This window comes from Legionella oakridgensis ATCC 33761 = DSM 21215, from assembly GCF_000512355.1.
Classification (GTDB): domain Bacteria; phylum Pseudomonadota; class Gammaproteobacteria; order Legionellales; family Legionellaceae; genus Legionella_A; species Legionella_A oakridgensis.
The window spans coordinates 766,296-778,327 of sequence record NZ_CP004006.1 but is presented as its reverse complement, the minus strand read 5'-3'; the positions used below and the strand labels follow the sequence as shown (position 1 = coordinate 778,327).

Below are 12,032 nucleotides of genomic sequence, written 5' to 3'. Positions count from 1 at the left end.
ATGGCAAAAGCCATTGCGCAGGGTTTATTAAAAACAACCATCATCAACTGTGGGCTACAGCTCCATCATTGTCCATTGGAATCAATGAGTATGGTATCCACACGCATCATGATAATGCAGCGATTATTCCAAGAGTCGACATTCTTATATTGGCAGTCAAACCGGCACAAATGCCTGTTGTATTTGCTCAAATCAAACACGCCATTCCAGCTCATTGTTTAATTATTTCAGTCGCTGCCGGCATCAGTCTGTCTTGGTTTGCAAGACAAATCAATAAACCTCTTGCGATTGTGCGAGCCATGCCCAATATGGCTGCTGCCGTTGGTAAAGCAGCCACTCCCATGATTGCTAATGAATTTGTTAGCGCCGAACAAGCAGCCTGGACAGAAACTATTTTTTCCAGCATTGGCTTATCAACATGGATTTTGAATGAACAACAAATCGATTCATTTACCGCTCTTTCCGGCAGTGGGCCAGCGTATGTTTTTTTGTTCATGGAAGCCATGATTAAAGCAGCTACAGCGTTAGGTCTCGAAGAAGACATCGCAAAAATTTTTACGTTACAAACATTCGAAGGTGCGTTAAGCTTGGCATCTGAAAATCAAATGCATCTTGCTGCATTAAGACAACAGGTTACTTCTCCGGCAGGCACAACCGCTGCAGCGATTGAGGTATTTAGCAAGCAAGGATTGGATAAACTGGTTCTTTCAGCCATGAATGCCGCTTTTGAAAGAGCTCGTGAGTTACAAACTATAAATCATACTTAAAGAGAATATAATATGACCGGATTAGCCAATGTTGGACATTTCCTGTTCTCCCTGTTTTTCAGCCTGTTAACTTTCTTTTTATGGGCCCGCATTGCATTACGATACCTTCGTGTCAGTGCCTTACACCCGGTAAGCCAAGCCATTTTCACACTTACTAATCCAATTATTGCCCCACTGGAGCGTCTTTTTCCGCAAAAACGCCCACCGCGCTATGACTGGGCCGCCTTTACCATTTTGGTTATTTTAGAACTTATAAAGTTTGTTTTGATGGGACTAATTTTTTTAGGAATTATCATGCCAATAACTTATTTATTGGCATACACCCTTGCTGATCTCATTATACAACCCTGCAACCTGCTTTTTTATGCCATCGTTATTCGAGTCGTTATGAGTTGGGTTAACCCAGGATGGCGTCATCCTGCTGCTGATTTTTTATACCTCATCACCGAACCCTTATTTCGTATAGGTCGTCGCATCATTCCAGATATTTCTGGCTTCGATTTTTCTCCTTTTATCATGATGGTTATTCTAAAAGTCATTACTTTATTCATTAGTGGCCTATTGCCACTTCGTTTGATTTAATAGATACGTATCAAAACAAACAAAGGCAAAATCAGACAAGCCGAGCTATAATTTAGAAAACGATACTAATGGTAGAGACAAAAATGAAATCAACATTCCTTTTATTGCTTGGTATTTCATTTCCATTGGTTTCACTGGCGGATCAATCCGTGTATTGTCCGCAAAATCATGGCTATATTAATGTAGGCATGACAGCCAATCAAGTTATTGCTGCTTGCGGCCAGCCTCTTAGCAAGCGCACAGGCGGTCAGAGTGTCACCCAACGAATACCTGTGAAACAATTAATTTACACTAATCTTAATACAGGCAGTGTCTATCCAACGTTAAATCCCATTTTTAATCAATGGTCGTTGCCTAGTGGTTCAACAGGTATCAGTCTTGAAGTAGACATTGTTAATCAAAAAGTCAGTAGTGTCAGAATTAATGGCTCGAGCACGAACGCCATGAGCCTGTGTGGCGGGACAAACATCCAAATTGGAGACGACGAAAACAGTGTTTATTCAGCCTGCGGTAATCCAGCCATGGTTAACAACACATACATTAACCAACCCATTCCGGCTAGCGCAAACCCAGAGGTCTGGGTATATCAGGTTGATCAATATCAGCAACCGATGAGCTTGACTTTTGTTAATGGCACACTACAATCCATCCAATAAATTTGCTTTGCACCGGTCAATACCTGCCAAATTTCAATATTTTCTTGATATTCATCAGGCTATAATCCGGTGTTCATCAGTTTGATTGTCGTTGAAACTGATTCATACTGGAAATAATGATGAGTGAACATATTGAAGAGTTAACCATTGCTTATAGCGAAAATGGTGTTGAAACTATTAAAGAACTGGATAAGCATGTCCTTTCTAAAGGAGCCTGGACGACCATACTGTTCCGCTATCAGGATTGGGATAATAAAAAACAAATGTACGGTCCGGTAAAATATTCGATACGACGTTATCAAAAGCGTAATAATCAATATTGGCAAAAGTCGAAATTTAACATTTCCAGCGAAGAACAAGCGCGTAAAATCATCAGCGTCTTATCCAACTGGTTAGAAGAAGACACTAAAGAAGCTTAGACTCGCCTCTTAGCCATGCCCATGTTCTGCCTAAGATCTCATGCCACGCAATAGTTAGATAAACCAGGTTATTTGGATTAGGCACATACATTTTATGCCAGCGCTCATCATACCAATAATAAGTAAAATCGGTAGGGGCAGCTATAGGTTGCAATCCTTGAGCGCGACATAACGCAATGGCCCGAGGCATATGGATGGCGGAAGTCACCAGATAAAAAGGAGCATGATTTAGCCATTTTTTAATGGCTCTAGCTTGTTCCTCCGTATTGATTGAACCAGACTCTAAAATCACATCATTCATTGGAATAGCAAACCAGCTTGTTAAAGTTGCTAACCGTAGCGCTTCTGCCGTTTTTCCGCCATATTCTCCGCCGGATAATAGGAGTTTTGCGTCAGGCAATTGTCGATACAGGCGCACACCTTCCAGCAACCGTCGAATGCTTGCAGAATAAAGTAGATTGTTAACGGGGGAATGGATATACTGTGCCTGCCCGCCTCCAAGAACAACAATCCAATGCACGGCAGAATCGACCTTAGTCACGACAGGATATTGATTTTCCAATTGCTGAGTAAGAAATCGAGGTAACCATCCAGTGCTGCACAAGAATAAGCCCATTAATACCAGTACCATCCCCACACGAACAACAGGATACTCCTTTTTTCTAAAAAGCAGCCAGGTACAAACAATCAAGACAAGAACAATGATAAAAAAAGGATTGAATATGGCTTCAACGAAATGACGTACGACGAACATTATTTTACTCGACGCATCAAATAAAGACCCAACATCATAAACAGCAATGTTGGACCAAATGCTGCAATTTCAACCGGCCATTGAAATACCTGACTTACAGGACCAAAAATCCGATTAATCATATGAAAACCAAATCCTACGGTGGCTCCCGCCAATAATTTTGAACCCATCGTGGACGAACGCAGTGGGCCGAAAATAAAGGGAATAGCCAATACCATCATTACCATGGTTGTTAATGGCTGTAAGAGGCGCTGCCAATAGGCTAACTGGTAATTCAGTACTGTCTGATGATTCATTTTTTGTATACGGATGTATTGCCGTAATTCCCATAATGTCATTTCATCCGGCTCATTACTACCGACTCGCAAAATATTTGGCTTAAGCAGCACATCCCATTGCATTTCATCATAATGTTTTGCTTGGATGTGCCCATCTTCAATGAGGGATTCTGAAACGCCAGTCGCATACCAAACCCCATGGCGTAAGTCTAGCTGCTCCATTTTGCGCGCGATGCGTAAATGATGGGTTGTATCAAAATGAAACTGATACACTTGCCGCAGCACATCATTGGGCAATATCTCCCCAACGGTAATGAAGTCATCCTGATTACGCAGCCACATTCCCTTTTCTGTACGCAAAGCTTGCCCTTCACTCATCGCTTGCAGTTTCTTATCATTGGCAAGGGAAGCTAAACGTGGAATGATTGTTTCACCCGTGACGGTCATGATGACAATCACTATTAAGGAGGCTTTCAACACAGCGACTGTCACTTGTCCGATGGACATTCCTGCTGCTCGTATCACCACAAGCTCTCGGTGATTTGCCATAATACCAAGGCCAATCAAACTACCAAGCAAACTTGCCATTGGGAAGAATAAATAAACTTGATATGGCATTTGCAGAAATACAAAAAATGCCGCTTGAATAATGCCATAATGAGCTTTACCAAGATCATCCAATTGATTCACAAATAAATAAAAACCTGTAAACCAGCCAACATGAGAGTAACGAGTGCAATGGCAGACAATACGGTTTTGGCAATGTAACGATCGATTAGTTTTGGCTTCATGAGAATTTAACCTGATTTCGCCAGATAAGCAGCCCCCCCACGACAGCAACCAGAAGATGCAGCCACCACATGCCTAACCAGACAGGAATTTTACCAGCTGTTAACCAATCACGAGCAACAAACATAAAATTGGCATAAATGATATAAAGCACAATGGCCGGCAATAATTTAGCATACTTGCCAGCACGGGGATTCACTCGACTAAGAGGAACTGCAACCAGAGTCAGGGTTAATACCATAATGGGGACTGACAGACGCCACTGCAACTCTGCTGCCTTACGCAAGTCAGAGTTATTGAACGGCCACAGGCTTGCTGTCTTAGCCGTCCGAGCATCATCTTTTAAAGCTATAATGGGATGCGGCAAGCGTGTCTGATAATGCTCAAATTCGGCAACCTGGTAATCTGCTTGTCCAGGAACCCCTTGATAAGCTTTTCCGTCCTGAAAAATGACATAATCTTCCGCTGTTTTTTCATCCATTTTTGCAAATGCTTTATCAGCCCATAAAATATCCCATTGCTGCTTTCCTTCTTTCTCCGTCAGCCGAGCCATAAATACATTCTGTGCCACAGTATGCGAGGGATTCATTTTCTCGACATAAAAAACCTGTTCTCCATTGCGGATTTCACGAAATCGGCCAGGCACAATGGTTTGAATTAAAGTTTGCACGCCCGATGTACGAAGTAGTTTTGCTCGCTCAATGGCAATGACCGGACTAACCCATATCATAATCACTGTGACGATGATGGTAACTATACTTGCCATAATCATACTGTGTTTCAATAATTGCCTTGGTCCATATCCACAAGCTTGTAATACTGTCATTTCACTCTCAGCGTATAAGCGGCCATAGGCAATCAATATGGCCACATAAAAGCCAAGAGGAAGCAATAATCCCATAAGATTGGGCAATTCAAGCATCATTAATTTCATAATAAACATGGCTGGAATTTGGCCGCTAGCAGCACGGCTTAAATAACGCATGAATTGATTACTCATGAAAATCAATAATAGAATGGCGGTGAGTGACACCAGGGTGACAAACACTTCTTTGGCCAAATAACGAAAGATGAGCACGCGTTTTTTGCCTCTTACAAAAACAATAGTCAATAAGCTGGACAAGTCTTTGCCATTATATACTCATCGCCGATAAAAATGCGATTTTTATGCGGCAACCCTTTTTACTAAAAGAGGAAAGATATAGTAAACTCATTCCATCATAAGAAACGCTTGCCTTTTCCTAAGGAATAAAATGAAGTATCAATTGCTTGAAAATCCTGCATTTACAGCCAGCGAGTGCTTGGTCATTGGTGTATTTGATAATAGCAACTTGCCTGATTTTATCCGTGATTTCGATAAAACTCACCAGGCTCTCTTGCAACGACTTGCAAGCAAACTAACGGAAAAGGGAGACACAGCATGGCAAGCAGAGATGGATGGCCACAGTGTGCTGCTTATTCATTGTGGGAATAAAGATCAGTTCTCAGCCGATGTGCTGGAGAAATGCATTCGCGATGTTATTGGCATTTTACTCAGCCAACCACTCTCACAGGCAACCATTTGCATGCCACCAATAACTCAATACTCCCCAGACTGGCAAATGCAGCAAATGATTTTGCAAATTGATGCCCAATGCTATCAATTACTTGATTTTAAAAGTAAAAAAAAGAAACATCGTCTTAGCATCCTGAATTTTTTTCTTCCAGAGACAACCCAGGATACCATTCATCAGGCTCAGGCCATTGCCGAAGGCATACGTTTTTCCCGTACTCTGGCCAACTATCCTGCCAATATCTGTACTCCAACGTATCTGAGTCAACAAGCCATAGAACTGGCCCAACAACATACTCAGCTTCATGTAAAAATCATGGAAGCAGAGGAAATGCGTCAATTAGGAATGGGGGCACTATTAGCAGTAGCTCAAGGCAGTAAAGAACCACCTAAATTAATTGAAATGCATTATGTGGGGGGTGGCGAGATGCCCCCAATTATTCTTGTAGGTAAAGGAATAACATTTGATTCTGGTGGTTTATCTTTAAAGCCGGGTGAGGCCATGACCGAAATGAAATATGATATGACTGGCGCTGCCAGCGTATTAGGTACCCTCAAAGCTTGTGCGCTATTAAAGTTACCAATCAATGTCATAGGGTTAGTTGCCAGCGCAGAAAATATGCCCAGCGGAACAGCAGTAAAACCTGGCGATATCATAACCAGCCTTTCAAAACAAACCATTGAAATCATTAACACAGACGCTGAAGGTCGCCTCGTGCTGGCTGACGCTTTGACGTATGCCGAGCGTTTCAAACCCGGTTTTGTAATTGATATAGCCACGTTAACGGGTGCTATGGTGGTTGCCTTAGGACATGTATATACGGGCTTTATGACCAAAGATGATGAGCTTGCCCAACTGCTTCTGAATGCAGCAGAACAAAGTCGCGACAAAGCTTGGCGACTGCCCTTGGATAATGACTATCAAGAAGCCATTGACAGCCCTATCGCCGATATGGTGAATGCTGCTTTTGATCGCACCGCCAGCAGCATTACAGCCGCTTGTTTTCTTTCCCGATTCACTGAAAAATATCGCTGGGCGCATATAGACATTGCAGGCACGGCCTGGGTTTCAGGTAAAAAACGCAATGCCACAGGTCGTCCCGTTCCATTACTGATACAGTTATTACGTCATGTCGCCAATTCGCATTGATTTTTATTTATCGAATAATAAACAACCCATGGCACATTGGATGCTTGCCTGCCGTTTGTTAGAAAAGGCTTATCTTCGTGAGCATCGAGTATTTGTTTTTTGTGAACATCAACAAGATGCCGAACGGCTCGATGAACTATTATGGACTTATAAAGACGATAGTTTTATCCCTCATAATCTGCAAGGGGAAGGGCCAGAGCCTCCGCCCCCTATACAAATCGGTTATAAAACAGAATCAGAACCACGTGGATACAATGATATTTTGCTCAATTTGGCCACCACCATCCCCTCTTTTTTTTCACGGTTTCGACGCATCATGGAAATCGTAGCCTCTGATGACGCGGCCAAAGAAATCAGCCGCGATCATTATCGCACTTATCGCAACCAGCAATGCGATATACATACTCATTCCATTGATTGATTAGAGAGAAGCTTTTTTTGTATTACTTAACTCTCCAAGAAATATTTGTTCTCTATTGTTTATGTTTTAAATACACGTTATCCATGATTAACTTAGGCACTAATAATCCTAAGCTCATGACCAAAATAATGACGGTGGCTGTAATAGCATCAGAAATAGTGCCACTAATTAAAGGCAGGGTTGTCTCCTGACCATTTGCTAATCGCATGAGACCGCTAGCCATCCTAAATAAGAAAACACCAGGAATCATGGAGACCACCGCCGAAAAGCCAAAAGCAGCAAAAGGTACTTGTTCCCTATGAGCCGCCCAGGTGAGCACACACCCAGCTAGTAAACAGGCTAAAAACGTGCCTTGCATAAGCGTTAAACCAAAAACGGACATCGCTATCCATCGTAACCAATGCGCGCACATACCAATGACGATAGGCCAAGCCAATACCTTGAGGGGAGTAGAAAAGAAAACATTATAAGCGGCTACAGCTACTCCTGCTGCAAGCACATCTTTCCAAAAAGGAACTTTAAGCGCTGCCTGAGATACAATAGGCAAATTGACATTCAGTAATGACAAACCTGCAAGCAGACCCACACTAATAGCAACCACGATTAACAATGCATAGCTCAGACGAGCCAGACCAAGATGCATGCGCCCACGCATAAAATCAAGCGCACTATTTAATAAATGAGGGCCTGGGACCAGGATCATGCATGGGCATAGCGCTTCCAGATGCGGTGCAACGCTCCGTTGAGAATGAACCGCCAATGCGCCAATGAGACCAGCTATAAACGCTGCAGAAAAAGGTTGTATAAAAACATTCGTGCTGATCGTTGCTAAGTAGCGACGTACAAGAGCGCCTAGTGCAGCACTGAAAAAAATAAAGCATGCCGATGACCAATCGTTGAGACCAAAAATAATTGCTAACGCAACTGCCCCTAGTGCACTCGCCCATGTAAACATCCAAGTCGGTGCAGGAGGAAGATTGGAAATCGTTGTGACCTTTTTATCAAGATTTTCTAACGTTATATTTCCCGTTTTAAAATCTTCCAATAAAATCATAATCGCTTGCACCCGGCCCATATGTACAGCCGTAGGATTTGCAGAAATCACAGGGTAACATTTACTTTGGGTGTTCTCATCAATAACGATTAATTGCAACTCACCCCAATGCACTAAAAGCTCAACTTGCAGATTCAGTTGTTGACCTAATTGTTGTGCAACACTCACCACTTGTTGCGTAGTTTGACCATTGATATAAAGAACTTTGGCAATATGCAAAATTATTTGAGCATTTTTTTCTATGTCCATAAAGAAGTATAAAAAGAGGATTTAAATTCATTCTATTGATTCTACAATACTTTCTCAATGGATCGGTCATAATGACAAAACAATGATAAACCACAACGTAACCTATACCATGAATTCATCATCAAAGATGATTTCAAATGGACCTATTTAAAACTTATTCATTGCCTGAATCTTTAAATATTGTTACATTACGCTCCTACATGACATAAATTAAATCAACGAGAATCAAAAGGAACCACCTATGTTCAATCCACGACAAGTTAATGCCAGCCATCCGACTTCTATTTGGTTGAATATACTGATTTATACTCCAGCCGTGTTTGACGCACAAGTCACCATAAATTTTATCGAAGAGTGGATCAAATTGGGCAACTCTTGGGAAATGCTTAATATTCCCATTGTTGATGGACAACAAAGAATCATAGATAACGTTCAGCATCGTTTCATGCAAGCCATCATCCGCAATATTTCTTCATTTGACCATAAGCACCTCATTTCTTTTATGACAGCATGGACCGCCATGGGAAAAAGTTGGAATGACTTAAATATTCCATTAACGGATGCCCACCAGAATATTGTTGGCAATCTGCAGCACCTTCTCATGCAAGCAATTGCTCGAAATGTCTCTCGTTTTAGCGGACAAGATGCCATTCAATTTGTGAGTGCTTGGGTAAAACTAAGAAAAACCTGGAATGACCTAGATGTGGTAATCTTCGATGAATATCGAAGAATCCTAGGAAATGTCCAACGAATCTTGTTCCAATCCATGATAATCAATCTGCCATCTTTTAATGCATCTGAAACCGCCTCCTTATTTTGGGGATTGGCAAAACTGGAACGTTCATGGGGTGATCTTGCAATTCCAATATTAGATGCTCAGCGCGGAACGGGAAATCTGCAAACACAGCTTATCAATGCCCTCATTCGCAATCTGTCCTCTTTCAATCCTAATGATTTAACCATTTTTCTCTGGGCCTGGGGAAAACTTGGACAAACTTGGGAACATTTGAATATTCCTATGGTGGATGAACATCAAAGAGTCACGAACAACTTACAGCAATATCTCCTCAATGTGGTCTTGAAAAACTTACCACGTTTGAATGCTCATGAGACTATTAATTTCTTGCGGTCTTGGAGTAACATGGGCAACACTTGGGACGATCTTAATATTCCAGTGGTTGATGCTCAGCAACGTAGCATAGATACTTTTCAAGACCGTTTAATGCAGGCTCTAATCCGCAATTTAGACCAATTTGATCTGGAAAATACCATTGATTTTCTCATGGCGTGGACCACAATAGGCAAAACTTGGAATGATCTTAATATCTCCTTATTGGATATTCATCAGAGAATCATCGGTAATGTCCAAAGTACTCTGACAGCCATTTTGCAAAAAGATGAACGTTCAAAACAATTTGAACGATATTTTTCTGTTTTATTTAATAAAATGGCCATTAAAGCAGTGATGGATACAGAAGGAAAATATCGTGCAGAAAACCAGAAGTTGATACATACTCTGGAGCAAGCCAAATCTTCCAGTGAAGCAATCCTTTGTTTGTATTCTTTTTGTGGCAACGGCTTTACTTTAAATCAATACTCCATCTCCAAGATCATCCATGTCTTAGGAGAGCGTTTTGGATTACATCAGTTGTGTCAACACTTTTATCAAACTGCCTTGAATCATCATTGTGCGAATGATTACGTTCGCGCCGCCTTTATGGAACTCTGTTTAAACCGTGGTGATCATCAAATGGCCGCAATGACGTATCGGCAAGCCCAACAAGACCATGTTCAATCTGCCTATATGGATAAATTATACTCACTGTGCCAATTTAGAATGATGGCGTATGCAACCCATAGGCAGCAGACTCTATTTGGACAGCAAATGGCTCCTGTTGTTTCTGATGCGGAAAAGCTGACACTTCAACGTCCACAAATGCGTACCTTGTAAAGGGACTCTAACTTCAATACCCGCATGTACACAGTCAGGTTAGATCAACCATAACGGTGAAGCAAATAATGGGCAACTGCACGCATACCCATGGCTTCACCGCCTTCAGGTTTACCAGGTTTGTTGGCGACATTCCAAGCCATGATATCAAAATGCGCCCAAGGAATTTCAGCATCAATAAAATGTTGTAAAAATAATGCGGCAGTAATTGCACCGGCATAAGGAGATGCACTGCCATTGGCTAAATCAGCGATGGCAGAATCAAGCATGCTGGCATAAGCGGCGAATAACGGCATACGCCAGACTGGATCTTCCACTTCCTCAGCGGCTGTTATTATCGCCTGTGCTAACGCATCGCTATTGGTAAACATGGCAGCCATTTCAGTCCCTACCGCAACACGGGCAGCCCCGGTTAAGGTGGCAAAATTAAATAAGACTTCCGGCTTATCTTCACAGGCTTTTACCAATGCATCGGCCAATACCAATCTTCCTTCCGCATCGGTATTATCGACTTCGACTTTCAGTCCATTCCGCATCGTCAATACATCACCAGGGCGATAAGAGTGGGCGCTGACAGAGTTTTCAATAGCCGGAATTAAAACTTGCAGACGAATTGGCAATTTAAGGGACATGAGCCATCTTGCCAATCCAATCACTTGTGCCGCACCCCCCATATCTTTTTTCATTAAACGCATGGCGGTTGAAGGCTTAATGTCCAATCCCCCTGTATCAAAACAAACTCCTTTACCAACCAGCGTTACTCGAGGATGATTAACATTCCCCCAAAGCAATGACAGTAATCTTGGTTCTTGAGCCGCAGCGCGCCCCACTTCATAGATGGCTGGAAAATTATTTGTCAGCAGTTTATCACCAACCCATTGTTGAAATTCTGCCCCATACTCGTTGGCTAAATCAGAAAGTACTTCTGCCAATTGTACAGGCCCTAAATCATTGGCCGGCCGATTAATTAAGTCACGTACTAAAAATACAGCAGATGCTTCGGCCAAGAGAGACGAAAAAATTTCTTTTCCTATCAACAATACTCTCGGTAATGCCTTTGGTGTCTTATATTGGTCAAATTGATACTGTGCCAACGACCAAGCCAGTTGCGCTGTTTTTGACAAAGGCTGTTGAACGTGGTAATTCCCGGGCGGAAGGCGGGTAACCGCGCAAGCAATGGCTTTGGCTTGAGAATCATCCCCCATGCCAACATAGGCTTTTACTAGCATGCCATCACTCTCACAAATCATGGCAACCTCGCCAAGGCCGCCTTTGAATTGCTGCATGGTCAAGCAATTTTTCTCAAACGCCGACAAACCATCCACATGTTCAAGATAATGTGTCTTGGACACTAAAGCGATTGGTAAACTTTTTTCAGCATCGGTACAATAAAATAAATCTGCTTGCATG

At 42.2% G+C, this 12,032-nt stretch carries 12 protein-coding genes and 1 pseudogene; 8 read left to right on the top strand and 5 right to left on the bottom strand.

Annotation, left to right across the window (positions count from 1 at the left end):
- From LOA_RS16160 to LOA_RS03835, 5 genes are all read left to right on the top strand, one after another.
- The gene (locus LOA_RS16160; protein WP_420795674.1) at positions 1-222 is read left to right on the top strand and encodes a hypothetical protein; all 222 of its coding nucleotides are present in this window, start codon (positions 1-3) and stop codon (positions 220-222) included.
- Positions 123-767 (top strand): pyrroline-5-carboxylate reductase, encoded by a 645-nt coding sequence (gene proC, locus LOA_RS03850; RefSeq protein WP_420795673.1) that lies wholly within the window; start codon positions 123-125, stop codon positions 765-767. Before LOA_RS16160 ends, proC begins: the two co-directional genes overlap by 100 nt.
- 12 nt (positions 768-779) lie before the next feature.
- Positions 780-1,349 carry a YggT family protein gene (locus LOA_RS03845; RefSeq protein ID WP_025385217.1) on the top strand — a complete coding sequence of 190 codons (570 nt, stop codon included), beginning with the start codon at positions 780-782 and terminating at the stop codon, positions 1,347-1,349.
- Between the two features lie 83 nt (positions 1,350-1,432).
- Complete coding sequence (locus tag LOA_RS03840; RefSeq protein WP_025385216.1) at positions 1,433-2,005, top strand: DUF2845 domain-containing protein; 573 nt, start codon at positions 1,433-1,435, stop codon at positions 2,003-2,005.
- A gap of 119 nt (positions 2,006-2,124) precedes the next feature.
- Complete coding sequence (locus LOA_RS03835) at positions 2,125-2,424, top strand: hypothetical protein (RefSeq protein ID WP_025385215.1); 300 nt, start codon at positions 2,125-2,127, stop codon at positions 2,422-2,424.
- On the opposite strand, the gene LOA_RS03830 is transcribed toward LOA_RS03835, so the two are convergent.
- The 3 genes and pseudogenes from LOA_RS03830 to lptF form a co-directional block, all read right to left on the bottom strand.
- Complete coding sequence (locus LOA_RS03830; protein WP_025385214.1) at positions 2,411-3,178, bottom strand: YdcF family protein; 768 nt, start codon at positions 3,176-3,178, stop codon at positions 2,411-2,413. The genes LOA_RS03835 and LOA_RS03830 overlap by 14 nt on opposite strands.
- Positions 3,178-4,247: pseudogene (gene lptG, locus LOA_RS03825) on the bottom strand (LPS export ABC transporter permease LptG). The gene LOA_RS03830 and the pseudogene lptG overlap by 1 nt, the downstream one beginning before the upstream one ends.
- On the bottom strand, positions 4,244-5,323 hold the full coding sequence (gene lptF, locus LOA_RS03820; protein WP_025385213.1) for an LPS export ABC transporter permease LptF: 1,080 nt from the start codon (positions 5,321-5,323) through the stop codon (positions 4,244-4,246). Before lptF ends, lptG begins: the two are co-directional and overlap by 4 nt.
- Before the next feature lie 175 nt (positions 5,324-5,498).
- On the opposite strand from lptF, the gene LOA_RS03815 reads away from it, so the two are divergent.
- Together LOA_RS03815 and LOA_RS03810 are read left to right on the top strand one after the other, a co-directional pair.
- On the top strand, positions 5,499-6,947 hold the full coding sequence (locus LOA_RS03815) for a leucyl aminopeptidase (protein ID WP_025385212.1): 1,449 nt from the start codon (positions 5,499-5,501) through the stop codon (positions 6,945-6,947).
- Positions 6,928-7,368, top strand: a complete 441-nt coding sequence (locus LOA_RS03810) for a DNA polymerase III subunit chi (RefSeq protein ID WP_025385211.1) — start codon at positions 6,928-6,930, stop codon at positions 7,366-7,368. Before LOA_RS03815 ends, LOA_RS03810 begins: the two co-directional genes overlap by 20 nt.
- Positions 7,369-7,420: 52 nt before the next feature.
- Here the strand turns inward: LOA_RS03810 and LOA_RS03805 are convergent, their stop codons facing one another.
- Positions 7,421-8,641 carry a threonine/serine exporter family protein gene (locus tag LOA_RS03805; protein WP_238551317.1) on the bottom strand — a complete coding sequence of 407 codons (1,221 nt, stop codon included), beginning with the start codon at positions 8,639-8,641 and terminating at the stop codon, positions 7,421-7,423.
- Positions 8,642-8,912: 271 nt separating this feature from the next.
- On the opposite strand from LOA_RS03805, the gene LOA_RS03800 reads away from it, so the two are divergent.
- A complete protein-coding gene (locus tag LOA_RS03800) occupies positions 8,913-10,622 on the top strand; it encodes a hypothetical protein (RefSeq protein WP_025385209.1) in 1,710 nt (569 codons plus the stop codon).
- Positions 10,623-10,666: 44 nt separating this feature from the next.
- Here LOA_RS03800 and LOA_RS03795 read toward each other — a convergent pair whose 3' ends face one another.
- Positions 10,667-12,031, bottom strand: a complete 1,365-nt coding sequence (locus LOA_RS03795) for a leucyl aminopeptidase family protein (protein ID WP_025385208.1) — start codon at positions 12,029-12,031, stop codon at positions 10,667-10,669.
- Position 12,032: the final 1 nt, after the last annotated feature.